16 protein-coding genes are annotated in these 23,329 nt (G+C 53.3%); 5 read left to right on the forward strand and 11 right to left on the reverse strand.

The window, feature by feature from the left end:
* The 4 genes from rfbB to rfbA form a co-directional block, all read right to left on the reverse strand.
* Positions 1 to 920, reverse strand: a 920-nt coding sequence (gene rfbB / locus DWY51_RS09040) for a dTDP-glucose 4,6-dehydratase (RefSeq protein WP_233504682.1), incomplete at its 3' end; no start/stop codon positions are given.
* 75 nt (positions 921 to 995) lie between these two features.
* Positions 996 to 1,970 (reverse strand): hypothetical protein, encoded by a 975-nt coding sequence (locus tag DWY51_RS09045; protein ID WP_117770614.1) that lies wholly within the window; start codon positions 1,968 to 1,970, stop codon positions 996 to 998.
* A gap of 9 nt (positions 1,971 to 1,979) precedes the next feature.
* A complete protein-coding gene (locus tag DWY51_RS09050) occupies positions 1,980 to 2,417 on the reverse strand; it encodes a DUF4869 domain-containing protein (RefSeq protein WP_022094783.1) in 438 nt (145 codons plus the stop codon).
* A gap of 95 nt (positions 2,418 to 2,512) precedes the next feature.
* Complete coding sequence (rfbA, locus tag DWY51_RS09055; RefSeq protein WP_117770615.1) at positions 2,513 to 3,607, reverse strand: glucose-1-phosphate thymidylyltransferase RfbA; 1,095 nt, start codon at positions 3,605 to 3,607, stop codon at positions 2,513 to 2,515.
* A gap of 156 nt (positions 3,608 to 3,763) precedes the next feature.
* Here rfbA and DWY51_RS09060 point away from each other — a divergent pair, with 156 nt between their 5' ends.
* The 3 genes from DWY51_RS09060 to DWY51_RS09070 all read left to right on the forward strand — a co-directional run bounded on the left by DWY51_RS09060 (position 3,764) and on the right by DWY51_RS09070 (position 7,997).
* Positions 3,764 to 6,235, forward strand: coding sequence for a glycosyltransferase (locus DWY51_RS09060; protein ID WP_117770616.1), 2,472 nt, complete (start codon positions 3,764 to 3,766; stop codon positions 6,233 to 6,235).
* A 23-nt stretch (positions 6,236 to 6,258) separates the two neighbouring features.
* Positions 6,259 to 6,756: a hypothetical protein gene (locus DWY51_RS09065; protein WP_117770617.1), complete on the forward strand. Its 498-nt coding sequence runs from the start codon at positions 6,259 to 6,261 to the stop codon at positions 6,754 to 6,756.
* Between the two features lie 251 nt (positions 6,757 to 7,007).
* Complete coding sequence (locus DWY51_RS09070) at positions 7,008 to 7,997, forward strand: transposase (RefSeq protein ID WP_117770618.1); 990 nt, start codon at positions 7,008 to 7,010, stop codon at positions 7,995 to 7,997.
* A gap of 198 nt (positions 7,998 to 8,195) precedes the next feature.
* Here DWY51_RS09070 and DWY51_RS09075 read toward each other — a convergent pair whose 3' ends face one another.
* The 5 genes from DWY51_RS09075 to DWY51_RS09095 form a co-directional block, all read right to left on the reverse strand.
* On the reverse strand, positions 8,196 to 10,253 hold the full coding sequence (locus tag DWY51_RS09075) for a DUF2142 domain-containing protein (RefSeq protein ID WP_117770619.1): 2,058 nt from the start codon (positions 10,251 to 10,253) through the stop codon (positions 8,196 to 8,198).
* 141 nt (positions 10,254 to 10,394) lie between these two features.
* Positions 10,395 to 10,724, reverse strand: coding sequence for a DUF2304 domain-containing protein (locus DWY51_RS09775; RefSeq protein WP_158556938.1), 330 nt, complete (start codon positions 10,722 to 10,724; stop codon positions 10,395 to 10,397).
* A gap of 44 nt (positions 10,725 to 10,768) precedes the next feature.
* Positions 10,769 to 11,089 (reverse strand): DUF2304 domain-containing protein, encoded by a 321-nt coding sequence (locus DWY51_RS09085; protein ID WP_117770621.1) that lies wholly within the window; start codon positions 11,087 to 11,089, stop codon positions 10,769 to 10,771.
* A gap of 7 nt (positions 11,090 to 11,096) precedes the next feature.
* Positions 11,097 to 11,789 (reverse strand): glycosyltransferase family 2 protein, encoded by a 693-nt coding sequence (locus DWY51_RS09090; protein WP_199411414.1) that lies wholly within the window; start codon positions 11,787 to 11,789, stop codon positions 11,097 to 11,099.
* 39 nt (positions 11,790 to 11,828) lie between these two features.
* On the reverse strand, positions 11,829 to 12,665 hold the full coding sequence (locus DWY51_RS09095; RefSeq protein WP_233504684.1) for a glycosyltransferase family A protein: 837 nt from the start codon (positions 12,663 to 12,665) through the stop codon (positions 11,829 to 11,831).
* Positions 12,666 to 12,751: 86 nt separating this feature from the next.
* Here DWY51_RS09095 and DWY51_RS09100 point away from each other — a divergent pair, with 86 nt between their 5' ends.
* Positions 12,752 to 13,978: a lipopolysaccharide biosynthesis protein gene (locus DWY51_RS09100; RefSeq protein ID WP_233504685.1), complete on the forward strand. Its 1,227-nt coding sequence runs from the start codon at positions 12,752 to 12,754 to the stop codon at positions 13,976 to 13,978.
* Between the two features lie 126 nt (positions 13,979 to 14,104).
* The gene (locus tag DWY51_RS09105) at positions 14,105 to 17,407 is read left to right on the forward strand and encodes a hypothetical protein (RefSeq protein ID WP_255413497.1); all 3,303 of its coding nucleotides are present in this window, start codon (positions 14,105 to 14,107) and stop codon (positions 17,405 to 17,407) included.
* 318 nt (positions 17,408 to 17,725) lie between these two features.
* Here DWY51_RS09105 and DWY51_RS09110 read toward each other — a convergent pair whose 3' ends face one another.
* A complete protein-coding gene (locus tag DWY51_RS09110; RefSeq protein WP_117770624.1) occupies positions 17,726 to 20,584 on the reverse strand; it encodes a GH25 family lysozyme in 2,859 nt (952 codons plus the stop codon).
* Between the two features lie 143 nt (positions 20,585 to 20,727).
* Positions 20,728 to 23,289 carry an NlpC/P60 family protein gene (locus tag DWY51_RS09115; protein ID WP_369832603.1) on the reverse strand — a complete coding sequence of 854 codons (2,562 nt, stop codon included), beginning with the start codon at positions 23,287 to 23,289 and terminating at the stop codon, positions 20,728 to 20,730.
* Between the last annotated feature and the right edge of the window lie 40 nt (positions 23,290 to 23,329).

Below are 23,329 nucleotides of genomic sequence, written 5' to 3' on the forward strand. Positions count from 1 at the left end.
TCGGCGAAGTCGGTGTGGGCCGGCCTCCAGCCCAGCTCGCGCTGGAGCTTGGTGGAGTCGATGGCGTAGCGGCGGTCGTGGCCGGGGCGATCGGCGACCCAGTCGAAGTCCTCGGGGTCCTTTCCCATCGCCTCGAGGATCATGCGCAGGACGGTGATGTTGTTCTTCTCGCCATTTGCGCCGATGAGGTAGGTCTCCCCCATCCGGCCCTTGGTGAGGATGTCCCAGACGGCAGAGGAGTGGTCCTCGGTGTGGATCCAGTCGCGGACGTTCTCGCCGCGGCCGTAGAGCTTGGGGCGGACGCCGTCGATGATGTTCGTGATCTGCCTGGGGATGAACTTCTCCACGTGCTGGTAGGGGCCGTAGTTGTTGGAGCAGTTCGAGATCGTGGTGCGCAGGCCGAAGGTGCGGGTCCAGGCGCGCACGAGCATGTCGGAGGACGCCTTGGTCGAGCTGTACGGCGAGGACGGGCGGTAGGGCGTCTCCTCGGTGAACTTCGCCGGGTCGTCGAGCGCCAGGTCGCCGTAGACCTCGTCGGTGGAGACGTGGTGGTAGCGGATGCCGTGCTTGCGGACGGCCTCCAGCAGGCGGAAGGTGCCTTCCACGTTGGTGCGCAGGAACGGCTCGGGGTCGGCGATGGAGTTGTCGTTGTGGCTCTCTGCGGCGTAGTGCACGATGGCGTCGTGGCCCGGGACGATCCTGTCCAGCAACTCCGCGTCGCAGATGTCGCCCACGACGAGCTCGACGCGGTCCGAGGGCAGCCCGGCGATGTTCTCGGGGTTGCCGGCGTAGGTCAGCTTGTCCAGGACGGTGACGTGGACGCCCGGGTGGTTGTTCACGACGTAGTGCACGAAGTTGCTGCCGATGAAGCCGCAGCCGCCAGTGACGATGATATTCTTGGGTTCGAAAATCTCAGACATGAAAATCCAATCTGAAGCATGTACAGCTTCTTTAGTATGCCGCAGGAAGTGACGCCGCGACGCTATTCAACAAAACTATCGGACATTTCGGCATGCGATAAGAGCCATAACCTTCGCAGAATTACCTCCTGTACAAAACGCCTCCGAAATGCAGTCTTTGTCGTAGTGAAAAACCGAATCCCCAGTTATTTCACGTAAGTACTTATAGAAGAAATCCTCCCAGCTTTTAAACTTCTCACTGTTTACAAAGGCTTCTGGGGTTTCCAAAACCGTCTTAACATCTAGCCCTGAAATTACGCCGGAGCTCAGCAGAAGCCATTCGAACGACTCGGGAAGACAAACCGTAACAGTATCGCGGTGAATGTCTTGCAGCTTAAGGACGCGGTCCGCATAGCACCCAAATGCCGCTCCGTCCGCAACAACAAACACGCGATCGTCGAAATGCTGATCCAACCAGCCCAAAATCGCGCTGTTCGTCATGGCCGAAGCACAGGTAAGCTCACTATCAGCGAAATGCCGTTCAAAGAACTGGAAACCAGACTTACTGTCCTCGCATAGAAGGATAGAAAAGTCCTGTTTTGGCGCCGACCGGGAAATAGCATAACGATGATTCCCGCGATCTTGATAAACAGGGACGAAAGAATGGTATTTTCCGCTCGTCTTAATCTTGTAAATCTCATCCACGCTATACGGAAGATTGGGGAAATCAGCCCTTGAGATCAGCACGAAATAATTCGAGGAATACAGCACATGATGGGCAAACTCATCAGAATGGATCTCTTTTAAGCCCTCATCGACAAATACAATCGAGTCATGAACGGACGAAAGCTGGTTTCGCCAATCATAATCGGTCAGGGCGACACAGGGACAATCGCATTGCAAGGAAACACCCGACTGCTCGCCCGTTCGCATGTAGTCTGCGACCATGTCAAACAGTGTCGTCTTACCCGTGCCACTATCCCCACGCACAATAGTAATGTTCCGTTTAATGGTAAATGTGTACTTGGTTCCCCTGCGGCGGGAAATCTTAACGAGATGCGAACCGTTCATAAGCAGCACCTACAGATACGGAATCGACTCGTGAATCAAATCGGCCATGTTGTGAACGATTCGGCCGCTATTCACGACTTTAATTTTAAAATCCTCGCGACCAAAGTCCATCACATGATAGAGATTCACAACGAGCTTGCGGTCTTTCGCCATGTCGAGAATCCACTTGGCACAGTTGTCACCACAGGTAGAAGCGTTAAAAATATGCTTACGATCAAATCTCATAAGCAGCAGCGTTTTCACGCCACCAGAAAGCTGGAGTGGGGAGATGGATCCAAGCACAGGGCTTTCGATGACGTTTTCGGAGACAACAACCGATCGATCGACATCTTTAATTATCGAGACAGCATAGGGATCCGTAATCCAAGAAGACCGGTAAGAGTTTTTGAAATATGTCGCTGTGTTGTAAATCGCTTCTGGCATATCGCCAAAGTAGACGCTTAACACATCCACTCCCAATCATATTGTCTTTATGGTCAACGTAATCATAACGAAAGGGGCCACCAGATAAACGGTGACCCCTAAAAGAAAACAAGCTGGCGCTAGTACTCGCGCGGGCTGTTGACGATCTCGCCGGCGGCGACCTTCTTCAGGTGCTGCCCGTAGACCGACTTGCCGTAGGCCTTGGCGGCCTCCTCGAGCTCGGCGGTGGTGATCCAGCCGTTCTCCCAGGCGATCTCCTCGGGTACCGAGACCGGCAGGTCCTGGGAGTGCTCCACGGCGCGGACGAACTCCGCCGCCTCGTGCAGGCTCTCCATGGTGCCGGTGTCCAGCCACGCGTAGCCGCGGCCGAGGGTGACGACGGACAGCGTCCCCTCCTCCAGGTACATCTGAAGCTCGGCGGTCGTGATCCAGCCGTTCTCCCAGGCGATCTCCTCGGGCACGGACACGGGCAGGTCCTGGGAGTGCTCCACGGCGCGGACGAACTCCGCGGCCTCGTGCAGGCTCTCCATGGTGCCGGTGTCCAGCCACGCGTAGCCGCGGCCGAGGGTGACGACGGACAGCGTCCCCTCCTCCAGGTACATCTGGTTGAGCGTGGTGATCTCGAGCTCGCCGCGGGCCGAGGGCCTGACCTCATGAGCCTTGGCGGCCACGTCGCCCGGGTAGAAGTACAGGCCGGTGACGGCGTAGGAGCTCTTGGGCTCGGCGGGCTTCTCCTCGATGGAGACGGCCCTCCCCTCGCCGTCGAACTCCACGACGCCGAAGCGCTCGGGGTCGTCCACGTGGTAGCCGAAGACCGTGGCCCTGCCCGACTCGGCGTTCTGGACGGCGCGCGTCAGGTGGCGGCTGAGGCCGTTGCCGTAGAAGATGTTGTCGCCGAGCACCAGCGCGCACGGCTCGCCGGCGATGAAGTCCTCGCCGATGGTGAAGGCCTGCGCAAGGCCGTCCGGCGAGGGCTGCTCGGCGTAGGACAGGTTCACACCGTAGCGCGAGCCGTCCCCAAGCAGGCGCTCGAAGTTGGGTAGGTCGGTCGGCGTGGAGATGACCAGGATGTCCCGGATGCCCGCCAGCATGAGGGTGCTGAGCGGGTAGTAGATCATGGGCTTGTCGTAGACCGGCAGCAGCTGCTTGGAGGTCACGAGCGTGAGCGGGTACAGGCGCGTGCCGGACCCGCCGGCGAGGATGATGCCTTTCATAAAAATCCTCTCGATTGACAATCGTTGAGCAAAAGCCGCTGATTACAGATGCATAGTTAATTAAATTATACGCACCGGCAGCAACCTCCCCGTCTTCTTATTTAAATCGGACAGCAGAAACACGCAACTCTTTCTGCATTTCTAGCGAGGCAACAAATGAAAAAGTACAATGAGCAGTGTCCAACAAACGAAAGGCAAACAATGCGAGTCGAAACAACCGGAGTATGCAGAGGAAACTGGAAAATCTACCAGCAGCTTAAGATTGAAGGCATCCATAAAGGCTCCAGCGTAACAGCCCAGGCGGCTACAGACGATAACCGCTGCTTGCCTTTATCCCTCCTAAAATTCCGGGACAATAGCTGTGATTCGAACTCATACGTCCTTGTAATCCCCGATCCCGATGCTCGCGCAATCAAAATTGAGTTTAGCGAAATCGGCCAAGACGGTCGCACCCTGAGCAGCGACTCCCTTTCGCTAAATTGCAAGAACATCAAATGGGAGTCGCGCCTTAACTACAAAATTAAACCTGACATGTGCAGCAAACTCCGAAACTACGATGACGTTTCAGAGTTTGACATGGCAACGATTGATTTTTGGCAGTGCATCGAAGATTCAAGCGACTATATCCTTAGGTGCACGGTGAGAACACCTTATCGTAACGACTCCAAAATCAAACTGCGTTGCCTCGATCGAGCCCTCAATGAAGTTGATTTGAGCATCGTCAATTTCGGTTCGAATGTAACAAGCGTTGGATTTACGTCCGAGAAAAAGCAACTTGAAACGCAGCTCTCGATTCGCATGCCAAAGGCGTTCGATCGTTACTACTTTGTTATTGACGATCAAAATCACCCATCATTCAGTGCATTTGACTGCTTAACGCCCGATAAATTAGGCTTGCTTCTTGAGGAGACCAACTTTCTCTTTACCCATGCGCAGTTTGACCCCGAATACCCCGAATGGTTCACGGAGCATAAGGCAACTATCGGCGCTTTGGAGAAGCAGAGAAAAATCGTCTTCGACTGCGCTCCGAAGTTCAGCATCATTGTCCCTCTTTACAACACGCCCATTTCGTTCTTTAACGATATGGCCGAATCCGTAAAAAACCAGTCTTATGCAAACTGGGAGCTCATCCTAGTTAATGCAAGTCCTGACAATCAGGAATTAAAGGCTCGCGTTGAGCAGGAGACAGCCCGCGACAACAGAATTAAATCAATTACCCTTGCCGAGAATAAGGGCATTTCCGAAAATACAAATGCCGGAGTAGCCGCTGCTTCGGGCGATTTCGTCAGCTTCTTTGACCATGACGACATCCTTGAACCGGATCTGTTGTTCTCGTATGCCGAGGCAATTGAAAACAATGACAACGTTGATCTTCTTTATTGCGATGAAGACAAACTCATGCCCGATGGAAAGCTGGCACAGCCGTTCTTTAAACCGGATTTCAATATCGATTTACTCAGAAATAATAACTATATATGCCACATGCTTACCATCCGTAAGTCCCTTCTTGACACGCTGGAACCGAATACGAAAGAGTTCGATGGGGCTCAGGATCACAATTTGACTCTCCGGGCCGTGGAAAAGGCTAGGAACGTCCACCATGTTGCAAAAGTTCTATATCACTGGCGCTTAAGCGAAACGTCAACCGCGGCAAATGCCGACAGCAAACCTTATGCCACCATTGCGGGTATTAAGGCGGTTCAGAATCACCTCGACAGACTTGGGCTCAATGCAAAAGTTGAACAAGCGCGTCGTCCCTTTACATATAAAGTAACCTACGCCGCGCCAGATTCCCATCCGCTCGTTTCGATCATCATTCCGACCAAAGATCACGCTGATATCCTCGATAACTGCATTACGTCAATTGTCGAGAAATCCACGTACGACAATTACGAGCTTGTGATAATCGAAAATAACAGCACAGAAAATACGACGTTCGAGTATTACGATAAGTTACAAGCCAAATACCCTGCTATTGTTCGCCTTGTTACCTGGGAGCACGAATTTAACTTTTCCAAGCTCATGAACTTTGGAGTGTCCCATGCCAAGGGCAATTATCTCTTGCTGCTGAATAACGACACCGAAGTAATTACGCCCAATTGGATTGAAACTATGCTTGGCATCTGCGCACGCGAGGATGTTGGCGCAGTTGGTGCAAAACTATACTATCCCGACAACACCATTCAACACGCTGGCCTATGCGTCACGGGCGGCGTGGCAGGACATCTTTGCCAAAGCATGCCAAAAGACAACTGGGGCTATTTTGCACTCAACGATGCGCAGCAAGACTTCAGCGCCGTCACGGCGGCTTGCATTATGACCAAACGAAGCGAATACGAAAAAGTCGGAGGTTTCACCGAAGATCTTCAAGTCGCATTTAATGATGTTGACTTTTGCCTGAAGCTTCGCGAGATTAACGATCTGATTGTATACACGCCCGAAGTCGAGCTATATCATTACGAGTCAATTTCTAGAGGCGTTGAAAACAACACGGACAAGCAAATTCGCTTCCACAAAGAGGTCGCGTACATGAATTATCGCTGGGCAAACTACTATGTCGAAGGCGATCCATACATGAACCCAAATTTCACCGTGGGAGAACCTGGAAATCGCTATTACCACTTGTGAGATCTAAATGCAGGGGAACAAATATGAGACTCTTTTCCGAGCTGGCTGAACGCAATCTCTTTTCGACATATGCGGCTGCTTTGGATTGGATTCTGAGTGACCATAAATTTAGCGTGAATCTATGGGATAACAAGAACAAAGTTCAGGCCTTCACCAAAGCCTTTCATAGGATGGAAGGAGTCTCTCAGGGTAGAGTCCACTACGAGCCGAAAAGGGGGACCACATTCCCACGACTCGGTGAATATCGACAGCATAAGTTGTTTACGTTCTATATCGCTAGGGGCAATTCCGAAGCGAGAGATCTAATTCGTCACATTCGAAATGGAATAGCTCATGGACATATTCATGTTCATGAGCTTGATGGCGAATTGATTGTCGAAATGCTCGATTTCGGGAAAGAGTCCAACCAGCCCGATCGCCAAACGGCATATATGGTTTTTCCTCTGAGGTTCCTGAATGACATTTTCGAGTTGTACCACCAAAAAGAACAGCAGTGGGTCCGAAATGTAAATCGCAAATAGCTTGCTTAGCTAAACAATCATTTAAGCGATTATTTCGGATAATCTTGTTTTCCAGACCGTCTAGTAAGGTGATTATTACGCGGTGTGAGCACCGATTGCGTGCCGAATGTTGGTGTAAGGGGCCGCTTCCCTGACCGTAAATAGCAGGAAGCGGCTATCGCCTAGAATTTGAATTGCTTAGGTTCAGATTCACGGAAAGGCGATAACCGCATATTGACAAGATACACGAGATTGCCGGCGACGGTGCCCTCATGCCGAGATTCGATGACGGCATTGTCAACATGTCCGAGCTCATCAGGGCGATGGCCGAGTCGCTGGTCAACGAGATCATGGACGCCCAGGCCGACGACGCCTGCGAGGCCAGCAACCGGCGAAACGGCTACCGCGAGCGCAAGCTCGCCACAAGCGTGGGCACTATCAGCCTCAGGATACCGAAGCTGCGCTCGGGAACGTACTTCTCCGAGGACCTGATCAGCCGATACTCGCGCGTGGACCGCGCGGTGAGATCGGCGGTTTCCGAGATGGTCGCCAACGGAGTGTCGACCAGGAAGGTGAAGCGCGTGGCGCAGTCCATGGGCATAGACCGCATGAGCGCCAGCCAGGTGTCGAGGACGTGCTCGTCGCTGGACGAGTCGGTCGCCGACCTACAGGAACGGGATTTGTCGGACGTCAGCTACCCCTACATCTGGCTCGACGCCACCTACATCAAGCGCAGGGACGCAGGACGCATGCAGTCGACCGCGCTCGTGACCGCCATCGACACGGAGACCTATGACGGCTGGAAGTCGATCCTGCTTTCGCTGCGCGCACGCAGGATCGACGGCGTCATCTGCGTCACCAGCGACGCCCATGAGGGGCTCAAGCGCGCCATCCAGGAAGTCTTCCCCGGCGCCGCGCGGCAGCGCTGCATCGTGCACCTGATGCCAACGCCGCCGGCAACGACCAGGCAGAAGAGGGGCGCCGTGCTGGACATCCGGAAGGCCGTGTTCGCCAAGCGCGACACCAAGCTCGTGCACGGGCTGTACCAGCTGGCCACCGAGCAGATAGAGGGCTTCTGCCCCAAGGCAGCCGAAGTTCTGGTCATGTCTGCGGTCGATCAGCTCGAGTATGAACCGGCGCTGTTCCTTGCTGAGCGGGTCGAGGAGCCATTCGGCTATCACCTCGGGCTCTGTGCCGCGTGCATTGAGGATCTCGAAGATGGTGGAGGAATCTTCATCGCTCGTAGATGTGATTTCTCGTAAGAAGCGTTAATGACTGCGTTCCGAAACGCCAACAGTTCTTCGTCGTCCAAGGTCTCGCTCAGCTGGAAGAGCTCGAGCCAATGTAGGAAGTCACTGAGCCTGGAAGCCTAGCGCTTCCAAGATTCCTGCCTCACCCCGATTGCTTGACCCCATCGTTTTTAGACACTGAAAAATGAGCTGCAATAAGAAACGGTATCGCTACCAACCAATCACACAACACAGGGACGCAAAGAAAGACATCAGAATCATAGCTACAGGAGGAATGACGGGAGAAAAATTAAAACGCTGCGACACACAATCAATTCGGGCCCGAGGTGCACACAAAGAAATGAACGCCGGAACAAGCACCGGTATCAAATATCTCGGTTGCACACCTGCGACCGAAGTGTCGCCAACGGGCGTGTAACCGACATAAAGCGCCGTGCACACCAAAGAGACACTTGCGACAACAAGCGCAAGGATCCACATACGAAGGACAGGTGTTACAGGGTTTTTAGAGGAATCACCTTCGACATTAAAGGCGCTCGTATAAATACAGAGAAAGGGCAGAGTGGAAAGAAATGGAAGCGATACTGCAACATTGCCCATATAAGCATATGAAAGAGAGTAGTCATTCGATGAAGCGGGCGCGAGCAGATTGACCATAAAACTGAATAACGTACCGAGGAAGTTTATCGGATTATTCAGAATGTAGCGTATTTGTCCTATTCCACTGACCCCCTCGCCTCCCCTCACATCTCCTGCCTGCACAGCGGGGGAAAACAGCATCGGTAAGGTAAAGCTACACACCATTAGGGTGCCGAACAAAATCACCAAAGCCACATATAACTTCCGTTGCTTCGAATTTTTAAATTTCGAAGCAGGCATGAACAGCATCATTCCAATTAACGGAAAATAAACAGCTTTTGCAGACAAGCCCAAAAAGAAACACGCTGTAATTGCGAAAACGCTTAATGGCGTCAACCTCTCATCCGGCTTCGACAACTCCCTTAGAACCAAAGCAACTGCAAGCAATAAGAAGCAAGTCACCCACGGATCATAAGAATAGTTCGAAGCAAGATAGACAGCATAAGGAAGTAGGGCAACCGTCGCAATCAAAGATTTCCATTTCGGAATATAGAGGATTGCAATGGCAGTCACGACAACATAAGCGAAAAGGTTGAACAGCCTTCCCAAGGCAAAACACGTAAGCAATGGAAGGGACAACAACCTCCCCAACCAAAGACCGAGAGCACAGGGAATATAAGCAATGGTCGAAATGTTCCTCAATGATTCACCGGTCACCGCAGCCACAAAACCAGAGGAACTATAAACTTCCCCTGAAGCTATCTGGGACAAATGGAGGTCATTCAGATCCATCTCCGCGTCATGCACCTCATCAAACTGAAGACTGTTATTTTCCACCCATGGAACCGCAACTAATTCAATTTCAGACTCGGTGAAGACGGGATCCCCCATATAGGACAGGCCCAGAGAACGAGCGTAATGAATCTGATCGTCCGGAGAAACAGCAGTGAGGTTCGGTAAGGCTGAAATCAAAAAACAGCCTAGCGAAAGCGCGGCGATGGAGAAGGAGGCTACGGTCTTGTATAGACCCGGTTTCACAATAAACCAAGGAGCGACACCTAGAATAATCACAATGCAGAGGTGAACAGTATGCACAAAGTATGCTCCAAGAAACGGCATCAGTACAGTGGACGCAACCGCCAACAGACCATTTACGGATAGAACGACTATGCACAAAACAACGATGCCCAGAACAGGGTTTGCAGCAAAAAATGCACGCACTCTTCCCTTGTTGGCCAAAGCGGGCTTTTTCACGGCGAGCAAGATAAAGGAGCTGCTGATAAATACAGCAAAGAAAAGAAGTACTAATTCTTTTTTACTCCAATCCATTATAGATAGCACGGACCTCCCTGGCGTACCCAGCACGGTTCCCGCTTCAAGTAATATAGACAAAAGAGCCGAAAATGCGCAGACACTCAAGGCAAGACGAGGAGAAGCCTTTCCGAACAGTGTGCTTCGCTCGGAGGCAAGATAAAACCAAGCAAGGACCGCTAAACAAGCAAATAACGCAAGCTCCATGCACCAATAAAAGATTGCCGCCGTGACGTCATAGAGAACAAACAGCACTGCACCCGAGATAGCAAGCAGCACAAAGCACACAAGCGGAAGCGCGCTCAACCGATGCCCATCGGAACGTCTCCGTATTTGCGTCTTAACCATTTGAGCATGGCCGTGAACATTCGGAATCATCAAATCGTCTCCTGTCTGAATCTAAACTATGACCGTACGATGAGCATCAAAGAACACGACGGCAGAACCGATAGCGATACCCATTTTCAACAAGGCGGCCATCCCTCCCGCAACCAGAGCCGAACACCGTCTGCTGTCTGCTCAGCAGTCTCTTACTATTTCCTTCTCGATAATCGCAAGCCGCTGAGTCAGATTCTTTATGTTTGCTGCTTGTTTCGTCGCGATTACGCTAAGCATCGGCAAAAACGCAAGGAGAAGAAACAGGCCAAGGAAGAACACAAAATTCGTGGTCAACACGGAACCGAACAAATCGCCAATTGCACCAATGAAACCGGAGGAAATCGCAGCGATGAGGATTACCACCGACAAAGACAGCCAGAAAAAGGAATAGCGTAAGGACAACTTGCCCTTGGATACGAGACGGATCACGCAGACGAAGAACACAATCGCAACAATGCGAGGAAGAGACACGGTCTCTCCTTTCAAGGGGCGAACGAATAATTGATATGACAAATTTAACGAAGCGCCTGCTCCTCAACAAGCTGGTTAATCCTCCGACGCAGCTTCGAGATGCTCACCGTGTTACTGAACTCTCGATACAGGAGCAATACAATCACGTAGAGGAACACGAAGTTTGCCGGGCTCTCAAATCCCAAAAGTGAAGACAGCCAAAAGGCAACTTGAGGGAAAGCGGCCAGCACAACGAAACTGAAGGCGAAGAAAAGCCAGAACACAGAATCCAGCACCTCAATCTGCGCTTTTCTCAGCTTCCTGATGACAAAATACAAAACCAAAAGCGCACCGAGCAGGAGGACGGCCCTAAGCACAATAGACACTGTTCAATCACCTAAACCACTGAACGAAGAGAATGGAGATGCAAGCGCGAGCCATATAGGCAATCGATTTAGGGATGTTCAAATAGCTCTCCCCTGCCTGCCTCTCACGCATCTCAACCTGAACTTCACGAACCTTAGCACCCTTCTTAATCAGGTACGAAATAGACTCGGGCTCTGGGTTCAAAGAGTCGTCGTTTGCAAAACGCTCAATCATCTTCCTGTTAAACATGCGCATGCCAGAAGTCGGATCTGCGACACGCTTGCCGGTAGTGAGCTTGATCGCAACCGTAATGATGCGCGAGCCGAGCATGCGTGCAGAAACCTCTTTGCACTTGTTTACAAAGCGCGAGCCGATAACAATGTCGGCGTCCTCGGCGATCGCAAGGTCGAGCATCTTGGACATATACTCCGGGCAATGTTGGCCGTCTGCATCAAACTGCAAGGCATAGTCATACCCATTGCGCAGCGCGTACTTCATCCCCGTCTGGAATCCAACTGTAAGACCAGAATTGACCGGAAGAGTGACATGATTGTAGCCACGGTCGAGACAGATTTGCTCAGTTGCATCCTTGGAACCGTCGTTTACCACGAGATAATCGATATCGGGCACAACAGAAACAAGCTCGTCAACTGTTCTCTCTAGAGATTCTTCCTCGTTATACGCTGGCACAATTACCAACACTTTTTTACTATTCAACATCCGCCAATCTCTCATAGACAACTCAACAAGAACTCGCCGCTACAATTGGTTGCTCTCCTGTCCTCGGCGATAGATTTTAAACAACAGCCTCGCAATAAAAGAAGGCCAAAACCGCTCGAGCATAGCGAGGTCCTCCTTTTCTCGCGTGTCATCCTTAATTAAGGCAGATGTCTCAGATTCTTGATGAATACGGTGGTGCATCAACACCTTGGAATCATAGTAAAAAGCACCAGGCAGCTTTGAAAAGCGCTCCCATGCCGCCCAATCGAGATTCGAGCGGAATTCTGCAATAAACGGAGGCATAGGCAACTTGCTCATATTCAACGTTACGGACGGGCAACAAATTGCAGATCCACAAGACAGAATTCTCCTACGCATCCATCTGGAGGTAGCAAATCTTCCGTCCCTAACGGGAGTAAGCATCAGGCGTTTGATTCGAAGTAGCTGGTTATCGTCAACCTTGGCACCATTCCTCAACTCACCATAGTTGGTAAAGAAGATGAGCAGATTGTCCATCTTATTCGCAGCAGTTAGAAGATGAGCCGCGTACTCAGGCTCATAGGTATCGTCCTGGTGCGCAACGGTGACAAGAGAAGTGTCAGCGCAAGTTACTGCGTAATTCCAATCATCAGCGATCCCAGGATTTCCGTCCCGAACGTACAACTTAACGGAGTATCGCTTAGCAAGCTCACGCGTTGCATCGCACGGAGTCGAAGTGGCAATCAACACGTTGGTCTTTACAGTCTGCGCAAGCAAGGATTGAAGGCACTCTTCAAGAAAGGGGCTCTCTTTGAACGCGCAGAGCGCAAAGGTATGGTCAGAGGGACCAAATGTCATGAATCGCTCCCATTTAATCGTATAGGCATGCCTGTTCATTATACGTTCACCTTTGCACTCGTTGAAAAGGGCACTAAAATTACTAAGGTCTTTCGAACGAACGCTTCGCACGAGAAGGGAGCTGCATGTCCAACGCCCCCGCACCCTTGAGCACGAAAAGGAACACGCTCTGGAACGCCGCTGGTTGCATTTTTTACCTTGGATGCCAGTGGCTTACAACCGTCCTGGTCGTTGTTCTGTCGACCGACTACAACAATTCCGGAGCGCTTGCATTTGCCATGTCCGTTGGCAACATGTTTGCCTCCGTCAGCCTATATAAAATGAGGACCTACCAGGTTTCCGACATTTCCTGCGAGCATTCCGCAAAAGACTATATTGGTTTTCGCTTCGTATCGATCTTATTTAGCTTGATCATGAGCTGCATCTACGTCGCCGCAATCAGCGACAACGCTTCCTTCCTGGTCGCCACTTTTGTATTCCTCGTTTTTAAAATCGATGAGACCTTTGTCGACGTGCTCTACGGAGTCGACCAAAAGGGGCAGCGCATGGACTACATTGGCAAATCCCAGTTCATGCGCGGAGCGCTATCCCTCGTCGGTTTCGTCGCCCCACTTGCAACGATCAACTCGCTGCCCGCCGCGATCATCGGTATGGCGTTTTGCTGCATGTTCGTGACCCTCTTCTACGATCTCCCCCATGCAAGACGATTTGGGGATATCAAGCCCAGCTTCGCTCACGGACATCTTGTCGAACTTGGAAAAGCATGTCTTATGCCGACAATCGCCAATTTCTTAGCAACGTCTATCGTTTCCATTATCCGTCAACGCTACGGCGTTCTTGCTGGACAAGAACTCCTAGGAATTTACGCCAGCATCGCGACTCCCGCAGTTCTTATACAGGCAGGCGCGACGTATCTCTACAGTCCGCTTATTGGCACCCTAGCACACTCTTTGCAAAATGGGGGCGCAACAGCTTTCAAGAAGAGCTTCTTCAAGGTACTCGGCTTGCTCTTTGCATGCATGGCAATAGTTACAATCGGATTCTCTTTCGTTGGTGGCCCCCTGCTTGAACTCGTTTACGGAAACAAGATCGAGCCCTACCTGTGGATATTCCCATATGTTCTTGGAGCCACAACGTCAATCGCCATCCTGCTCTACGTAAATGACTCCCTACTCATCATGCGCGACGGACTCACCCAGATCATCATCAACGCCCTTGCGTTTGCCGTCATTGTTCTTACGGCGGACCATCTTATTACTGGCTTCGATATGAACGGCATCAACGTGGCCATTATTACTGCGTGCGCTCCCGCAGCAATTGCGGGAACCGCTCGGATTGCCGCGAGTAAATAGGCCTCATAGACCATCCCTCCCAACGTGCCAGACGCCGCTCCGGCAGCCACTCAGGCGCTTCGCTCGAAACACACCTAAATGCTGCTAGCATTTAGTGTTGTATTGCACCCGTGGGAAGGAGCCAATATGGACCTGCGTCGAACAAGATCGCTCATCGCTCTTTTTTGCTCATTGTTCTTGGCACTCTCGTTAACGCCAAGCGCTGTCCACGCTGAAGATAAGCAAGCAACAACTGAAGCTGCCACCATCCAAGAACAGGTGGCTGATTCGGCAGGAGATGACGAGTCTGGCACCGGCACTGCACAATCTACTGAAGCTGAACCTACAACCGGAACCATCGATAAGTCATCCGAAGCCGCCGGCACCTCAGTCGGTGAAACGAATAAAACCCCGATCCCCCCGGCAGAGGACGCTTCCACGACAACTGAAGCCCAAACACTGGACTCAGCTACCGAAGCACTAGCAGCATCTACCCCTTCCGTTCAATACGCCGCACACGCAAGCGACCAAGGCTGGGACACCATGCTCAGCAAAGATGGTGCGACGGTCGGAACAACGGGCAAAGCGAGCGCCATCGAAGCCCTCAAGATCTCTCTTGCCAACGCAGATGGCGGCATTCGTTACAGCGCGCATTGCACCAACGTGGGTTGGCAGGACTGGGTGGCAGACGGCGCCGTGGCGGGTACCACGGGCATGTCGTACTCCATGCAGGCAATCCAAATCGAGCTCATGGGCAACATTGCCAGCAGCCACGACGTTTACTACCGCATTCATGCCCAGAACTTCGGGTGGCTTGGCTGGGCCAAGAACGGCGAGGTGGCCGGCACAACCGGTTGGGACTACCGCGCCGAGGCCGTCGAGATCCTCTTGGTGAAACACGGCGATAAAGCGCCCTCATCTGACAAAGATGCCTACATCCCCTCGTACTACCAGACCTCCATTACGCAAGAGGGAGAGTCCACCGTCGTCCGCGTACGTCCCGACTCGCTCAACCTTCTACTCACCGACGGCGTCGCCACGGACATGCGCGTAACCGCAACCATGTCGTACGGCGACACCGTGACCCGCAAGGTGTCCGACACCACTTCGCTGGCAACTATCGACGCGAACGGCATGGCGCTCAATGTTGAAACCTACGGACCGTTCACCGCGACCATTGAGTACCTCAAGGACGGTCGCGTTGTCGGCACCGACACCCGCGAATTCGGCGTGACGGCGAGCGAGTACAACCTTGCACCCCTCTCTGCATCCTTCCCGGTAGTCCTCTACTCAATCTCTTACTGGGACTACACCACCTCCGCCACGGGCACCGCGGTGCCCTCCATTGTCATGCTAGACCGCCCGTCGGCGTTCAACTGGGATGCACTGCCCGACGGCATGTACGCCATGCCCTTTATGACCAAGAAGGCCATTAAGGGCTCCAGCGACTACACCGCTTTTGCAAGCTACATAAAGGAGCTCAAGCGCCTGAAGCCCGACTCGAAGTTCAACCTGTTCATCAATGACATTACCTGTTCGCTTATCCATTCGATCATCTACGCCAACCAGATTCCCCAGGGCAGCTACAAGATTTACCTTCTTTCTGACGGAACGGCGACCTACAACTTCATGAACGAAGCGTTCAACGCTGAAGGTGTGGATCCTGCCACCAAGGAAGCCCAGCTTGAGCAGAGTTGGCTGGCGGCCAAGGAGTACGCCTGCAAGAACGGACAGGCAAGCTCGGACTACGGATGGCACGCCCATTGGGACTCCATGTACGCAGTACTGAAATGCGAGCCGAACACGGAATGGTGGATGACACGCACGAACCTGTTCCAGAGCGCTGACGGCAACACGTTTGCCAACACCATTGCCACCGACCCGGCCGTAAAGAAGAAGAACGTGGCGAGTATGCTCACCGCGCTCCAGCAACGCGGCGACGCAACGGTCGCGGCGTTCAAGGCGCTCTACAATTTCAACGACGGCTACTTCACCGCCGCCGAGGCCGAGGGCAAAAAGCCCATGGTTCTCTTGGGCACCTACGTCAACCTGGAGCAGTCGTTCGAAGACTACGCCAAGCTCACTATGACCTATTACGGGGACGAGTACGCCTACTACTACAAGGGACACCCCAACACGCCTACCGGGCTGTGGCCCTCCAAGCAAGAGCAGTTGAGCTCCCTGGGAATTACCGATATCGACTCTTCGGTGGCGGCAGAGCTGATCTTGTTCTTCAACCCCGAAGTTGCGCTGTCCGGTTATGGATCGAGCACATACAACTCGGCAACGGGTGACGCGGGATGCGGCGTGTTCAACATGACGAAAGCCGCGGCCCTCAGTTCGTCGAGCACGGTCGACTACAGCATTATGGATTGGTTCGCCTCGCCCATCTCATCTTCTTCAGATACAGTTATCCAAGCCCTCTGCCCCAAGGGCGGCACGTGCTACCTCGTTGAATTCTCCGATAAGATTCTGAAGTCCGCCGATTACGACATTGCCGTTTTCTCTGGCAACACGTCCGCGCTCACGTACTACAAGAAGCTTGCCGATGGAACGTACAGGCTGGTTCGCACAAAGACCAACGGTTCGACCCTTATGACCTCTGCCCACGTTTCTGGCACGGGTTGGATCTCCTCGGTCAAGGAGGGCAAGACCGCTGGCACTACGGGAAAGTCCAAGGCACTCGAGGCGTTCAAGGTCGACATGGCGGCCCTCCCCTACTCCGGCACGGTGCAATACCAAGCCCATTGCGCAAACCTTGGCTGGCAAGGCTGGAAGAACGAAGGTAAGGTCGCGGGCACTGTTGGTGAATCGCGCCAAATCGAAGCTATCCAAATAAGGCTTACCAACGAGCTCGCCGAGCACTACGACATCTACTATCGAGCCCACGTACAGGACGAAGGATGGCTTGGCTGGGCCAAGAACGGCGAGATCGCGGGCATCACGGGCTTTGGCAGGCGCGTGGAGGCTATCGAGGTCAAGCTTGTTGAGAAGGGTAATACCGCGCCAGGAAGCACTGCGCGCGCATCCGTCATCGGTCTGCCCAACGTAACCGCGCACGTCTCTAGCATTGGCTGGCAGGCAGCCGTTCACGGCACTACATATGCTGGCACCACGGGGCTGGCCCTGGGCGTTGAAGCGTTGAGGCTTTCCGTTTCTGGAGCCCCCTTCAACGGTGGCATTACCTACCGTTCCCACGTAGCCAACCAGGGATGGGAGGACACGTGGACCTCAAACGGGCGCACCACGGGCACGACGGGTAAATCACGCCATATGGAAGCGCTGGAAGTAAAGCTCACCGGCGATCTTGCAGACCACTACGACATTTTGTATCGCGCGCACGTTTCCAACATTGGCTGGATGCCCTGGGTTAAAAACGGCGTCGCTGCTGGCACCACCGGTCGCGGTCTTCCCATTGAGGCTGTTGAGATGAGACTCGAGAGCAAGTAACGATTCATCGTCCAAGTAATGACAAAGCGGGCCGTCGACGCTTTTGCCGACGGCCAGCTTCTTTCTATCAATCCTCGTTCGGCCCTCCTAAACGGATGTTACCAAACCAGTAATCACGACGTTAACAAGCAAATTTTTCATTTCGGCTCCCCATCGTTTAGCCGACCTTTGATTTATTGTTAACGGATTCATCAGTTAATCAAATACGTAAAACGCGAATGGCGAATAAAAAGAAACGAACGGAACGCAGCAAAAGCGAACCGTTCGTTCTAAATCAAAGAACCAGGCTAAACTCAGCCAGAGTATCTTACGCCCTCGCTATGCAAGCGGGATGTTGTCGTACCAACCCCATTTTGGCTTATACGTAGTGGAATAGTAATCCAGCCAATAACTCATATCCAGAGTCCTTATGTGACCAACATTATCCATAACCTGGTTGTTGCCAATATAGATACAAACGTGACCGTATATACGACCCATATACGTATGCATATGCGAGGGAACAGCAATGACCATTCCGACCTTCAGCTGCGAATAATCAGTATATTTGCAGAAATCCCAATAGTAGTCACAGGCGTCCGTACGGACATTCCTGAATCCAGCCCGCTCATAGACCTGAGCAATCCATTCTGAGCACAACCCAGGACCAGGAGAGGGAACCTGCCTCGACAGATTTACAATCTTCTTCTGCATTGGATTAGCGAGAGCATAGGGTTCGCCAAGAAGCATCGGGGAGATAGTGCTCCCCGGAGCCGCAGCGCCCTTTCTCGTAATTCTTACCTGAACGGCCTGAGCATGCGTCCCATAGCCGGTGCTGCCGGCGACGGCACCATTTTTTGTCCAACCGAGCCAGCCGACGTTATCGACATGGACCCTATACCAAATATCGAAATAAGTTGCCAAGTCGCCCGATAGGGAGACTTTTATTGCCTCGACCGAATTGGATTCAGTATCAGACGACAGCTGATCCCCGTTTGACTTGTCAGAAGTCCAGCCTACATTTGATAGATGCAGCTGATAATTAATTCCACCGGCAACGAATGAAGTGGTCTTAGCCGAGAACCCGGTAATGGGAATTCCCTTGCCGGTTGTACCGGACACCTCTCCGGCAGAAACAATATTCTGCCAAGTGCCGTTCGACTGGGATGAATACGTCACTGTTGGTATTTCAAGATGGGAATAGCCCGTCGTATCAGGATGGGACGCACCTTTCTTAACAAGCTTAATCTGAACCGCCTCAAGGGAACAAGACATTCCGGTGGTGCCGGCCTCCTCGCCGTCCTTGGCCCAGGCCATCCAGCCGATGTTGGAGGCGTGGACGCGGTAGTAGACGTCGTAGTCCTTCGCGAGGGAGCCCGTGAGCCTCAGGCGCACGGCCTCGACGGCGCGTCCCTGGCCGGTGGTGCCGCCCTCGGAGGCCGAGGGGGTGTCCCAGCCCTGCCAGCCGATGCCCGAGACGTGGGCGTCGACCTGAACGGCCGACCCGTCCGAGTAGTCGGAGCTGTCGAGCGAGACCCTGAGGTCCTCGAGGGCGAGACCGCGGCCGGTGGTGCCGGCGGTCGCGCCGTCCGAGACGGCGCCCTGCCAGCCCACGTTGGAGACGTGGGCCCGATAGGTCAGGGACATGGGCTTCTTCTTGAAGGCGTAGTCGACGTTGGCGCCGTCGGACGAGGGGGCGGCGTCGCCCTTCTTGACGAGCCTGACCTGGACGGCCTCGACGCTCCTGCCGAAGCCCGTGGTGCCGGCCTCCTCGCCGTCCTTGGCCCAGGCCATCCAGCCGATGTTGGAGGCGTGGACGCGGTAGTAGACGTCGTAGTCCTTCGCGAGGGAGCCCGTGAGCCTCAGGCGCACGGCCTCGACGGCGCGTCCCTGGCCGGTGGTGCCGCCCTCGGAGGCCGAGGGGGTGTCCCAGCCCTGCCAGCCGATGCCACTTACATTAGCGTTAATTTGCACAGAGCCATCTTCAACGGGATTCAGGATGCTGACCTTAAGATCTTCCACGGCTTTAGACTGCCCTGTTGTACCCGCAGTAGATCCGTCGCGCTTACTGCTCATCCAGCCTATATTCGAGACATGCGCCTCATACTGAATATGCATCTTGCTGTCATCTACGTTCAGAAGAGAACCGTTGAAGCAGTAGTTCATGTCACAGCGCCCGTTAACGCCCGGGACATTGCCGCTGCTTGAATACTGCCAGAAACTGTAGCTGCCAGCATAATCGCAACACCAATTATATTGAGCAACCCAATGGTCATAACCGCTCAGAGACGGACTATCCAAGTAGTTGTTGAGCCAGTTAAGGTTCGCATAGATACCCGACTTAAAGCCAACGGCCTCCATACGGTTACAAAAAGTCTGTGCAATCCGAGCGAGCTTATCTTTGCTGAAATTCGGATCCTGCAAGATATAGTTATCCTCAAGATCGTAATAAACGGGAAGCGACGGATGATGGCCACCGAGCCAAGCAAGCGTTCGATCGGCTTCTTTATTTGCATCCGCTACAGAACGAGCATAGGAGTAGTAGTAGACACCGTAAGGAATCCCGAGACGTTCGCATTCGGTAGCGTTTCGTTCAAACGTTGAATCGGGTTTGCCGTAAACAGGGCCGACCTTGAGAATAGCAAATTCTATTCCAGCGGCTTTAACCTGATTCCAGTCAATCGTCCCCTGAAAGTTGCTGACATCGATACCACGCGCAACGGCACCATTGGGCAAAGCTTCGTCAGCCAAAGACTGTGCATCGATGCCATCGGAGACAGCATCAATAAGCAAGCCGTTCTCATAACGCCAGGAATTCGGCTCCAAAGAGTCAGCTTCAGGAGAATCCGCCTGTATGGAATCACCCGCCGAGGCCTCGCCAGCAGAATCGTCAACGTCCGACCCATCTGTCCCGATTCCAGACTGGTCATCAGAAACTGAGCCTGAGTCCCCATCCGAACGAGCAGCGTCCGCATCGTCACCATACCACTCGGCTACACCCTGAGAACCCGAGGCGTCGCCCTGCCCATCCTGAAAGCTTTCACCTTGAAATCCGCAGTCATTCGATGATTGCTGCACCGACTGTGAAGAAGCGACGGATTGGGCAGACAACGCGTATGCACAGTAAGGCTGAATGATTTGCGACCAAGCTATTAAAAGCGTGCAAATCAAAGCCGCAGACGCTTTGAGACGATTCATATCATATCCCCCGAGATATTGACTACTTTCGAAGACACCAAGTTATATTACCGCACTTCTAAACAAGCATTTAAGGCTTAAGACGCAACAGTAGCATTCAGACAAAAAAGAGGCGCTCCCGTTACGGAACGCCTCAAATGGCTCTATGCAAAAGGCCTTGCGGCGCCGATTACACGACCAGGAGCATAGACCGAGCGCTCGGTGACTCCAATTCCCGGCCACGAATCGATAATTCGACCGTTTCCGATATAGATTCCAATATGACCCTGGTAGTAGACCACATCTCCCCTCTGCATGGCAGAGGTGCTAACCGGCATAAATGTGTTGTTGCGATACCAATTCATGGAGTTATAGGTTTGCTCGGGCAACCAACGATGGTTATAGGGATTATACCAACCCATATCCATGCCAGTCGCATACAGACATTGCAGTACCAAGCCTGAACAATCAACCGCATCCCCCGGCCAAGAAGACCAAGGCTCGATATAACGAGTTCCAATATATTCACGAGCACGCTGGATAAATGCATTAATGCAGTCCTGGCGCGAAGCGTTATAAGGAATACGGGAAGGCGTGACGTACGTAAAGTATCCGGTGCAATACGAAGGAAGCTGCACGCTGTTGCAATTAACCTTTGGATAAGAGCCGGGGGTCTGATATCCCATATATCGATAGGTCTCAAAATACGAATCAGACGTAGAGCCCGGTGCGGAAGCGCCCTTGGGGACAATCTTTACCTGTAGGGCCTGAACAGGAATGCCAAGCTTCGTGGTACCCGCCGGTGATCCATTTTTGGTCCAGCCAAGCCAACCATAATTTGACACATGAACGCGATACCAGACATCAAAGTAATTAGAAACCTCGCCAGTCAAGTTAATCTTGACGGCCTGGATTTGCTGTCCTTGGCCAACGGTTCCCGATGTAGCCCCATCTGAAACAGCAGATTGCCAACCGATATTAGATACATGAGCGGAATACGAAATACCGCCGCTCATGGAACTATCGGAGAGCGACAGCTGCATGGCTTCCATGGCGCGGCTCTGTCCAACGGTACCAGCGATCTCGCCGCTGCCAACGGCCGCTTTCCAGCCAAGACCGGAGCAATTTGCCTTAGCGGATAGCTCGGGAAGTTGGATCAACGCATCATGGTCTTGGACGGGAGCATCAGACGAGCCCTTGGCAACCAACTTAATTTGAATTGCCTCGGCCTGCTTAGACAGTCCAACGGTGCCGGCTGCAGCGTCATTTTTAGCCCAGCCAAGCCAGCCATAATCCGCCGCATGAATACGGTAGTAAATATCGTATTTTGAAGCGTCGTTCCCGGCCAGCCTTAATTTGACCGCCTGAATTGCGAGACCCCTGCCAACAGTGCCAGCATAGTCGACACCCGAAACGTATGACTGCCAGCCGATATTCGCAACATGTGCCGACATTTCGACGGAGGCATCGATGCCTTGCGTCGCAACATACAGCGCCTGCAGGGAACGAGACATACCCGTCTGACCCGCAATCTCGCCATTGTCAACGGGAGTCAACCAGCCCGCAGAAGCAACGTGCGCCTGAGAAACAAGACCGATTCCAGGCGTTTCGATAAACGCATTGGCAGAGGAGCCAGGCGAAGACTGACCTTTATTTACAAGTGCAACATCGATGCCGCACAAACCGGAAGAACCACCAGAAACGCCACATGCCTGACCATTTGACGCCCAGCCCGTCCAGCCATTACCGGAATCGCATACACGATACCAGATGTCATAATTAGAAGCGAGCTGGCCGCTCAGCGACAACTTAATCGCCTTAACAGGAGCTCCTGATACCGCTTTGGCAGCGCCGCCATCCGTTGACGAAGCGCCCCAGCCTGAATACCCATCCATAACGGAATAAGAAATTGACCCGTTATCAGTTTGACCGGCAACGCTCAGGGCAATAGAGTTCAGCAGTTTGGCGCCCTTGCCTCCGATCGTGGCCTTTTGACCAGAAGAGGCGCCAAGGCTCTCCCCAGAAACGGCCAATCCGGAAACCGTAACAGCATCTGGATCGCCAATAAAGACCTTGGCCGAAGAGCCGGGCGCCGCTCCGCCTTTCTCCACGAGGACCACTTTGACCGCTTCGATAGCCCTGCCCTTACCGGCAGAACCAGCAGCAGCACCATTACAGGCCCAATCGAGCCAGCCTATGCCTGACACATGAGCACAATACCAAATGTCATATTTATCGACCGCCTCGCCGGTCAAGCGAATCTGGACGGCCTCGAGGCGCTGAGACTTTCCAGTCGTACCGCAGTGCCCTTTAGACCACTGCTGCCAGCCAACATTCGAGACATGACCACGAAGCTCAATAGAACCCGAGTGGCCATACCAGCCGAGCTGGGCTTCAAGAGCCTCCATGGGAAGGCCCCTACCAGTTGTCCCCGCAACAGATCCGCTTCCAACGGGCGACATCCAGCCAATATTCGAAGTATGCGAGCGAACTGAAATCGAGGCGGGATCATCGCTACGGCTCTTGAAGGGAGAGGTAGTGTCGCCCGGGGCGGGGTCGCCCTTGGGCAGGACCGCGACCTGGACGGCCTGGACGGCGCGGCCGTAGCCAGCCGAGCCGGCGTCGGCGCCGTCGCACGCCCAGCCGAGCCACCCGAACTCGGCGGAGTGGACGCGGTACCAGACGGTGTAGCGGGCCGACAGGTCCGCGGACAGCCTGACCCTCAGGGCCTCGACGGCGCGGGCCTGGCCGGTGGTGCCGGCGGTG

Source organism: Collinsella sp. AF25-2LB (assembly GCF_003458415.1).
GTDB lineage: Bacteria > Actinomycetota > Coriobacteriia > Coriobacteriales > Coriobacteriaceae > Collinsella.

Bases quoted from the DNA above. Each gene is read 5' to 3' on its own strand.
- DWY51_RS09100 (WP_233504685.1), top strand. From the start codon at position 12,752: ATGTCCAACGCCCCCGCACCCTTGAGCACGAAAAGGAACACGCTCTGG.
- DWY51_RS09090 (WP_199411414.1), bottom strand. From the start codon at position 11,789: ATGTTGAATAGTAAAAAAGTGTTGGTAATTGTGCCAGCGTATAACGAG.
- DWY51_RS09060 (WP_117770616.1), top strand. From the start codon at position 3,764: ATGAAAAAGTACAATGAGCAGTGTCCAACAAACGAAAGGCAAACAATG.
- DWY51_RS09065 (WP_117770617.1), top strand. From the start codon at position 6,259: ATGAGACTCTTTTCCGAGCTGGCTGAACGCAATCTCTTTTCGACATAT.
- DWY51_RS09075 (WP_117770619.1), bottom strand. From the start codon at position 10,253: ATGATTCCGAATGTTCACGGCCATGCTCAAATGGTTAAGACGCAAATA.
- DWY51_RS09105 (WP_255413497.1), top strand. From the start codon at position 14,105: ATGGACCTGCGTCGAACAAGATCGCTCATCGCTCTTTTTTGCTCATTG.
- DWY51_RS09095 (WP_233504684.1), bottom strand. From the start codon at position 12,665: ATGAACAGGCATGCCTATACGATTAAATGGGAGCGATTCATGACATTT.
- rfbA (WP_117770615.1), bottom strand. From the start codon at position 3,607: ATGAAAGGCATCATCCTCGCCGGCGGGTCCGGCACGCGCCTGTACCCG.
- DWY51_RS09110 (WP_117770624.1), bottom strand. From the start codon at position 20,584: ATGAATCGTCTCAAAGCGTCTGCGGCTTTGATTTGCACGCTTTTAATA.
- DWY51_RS09070 (WP_117770618.1), top strand. From the start codon at position 7,008: ATGCCGAGATTCGATGACGGCATTGTCAACATGTCCGAGCTCATCAGG.
- DWY51_RS09045 (WP_117770614.1), bottom strand. From the start codon at position 1,970: ATGAACGGTTCGCATCTCGTTAAGATTTCCCGCCGCAGGGGAACCAAG.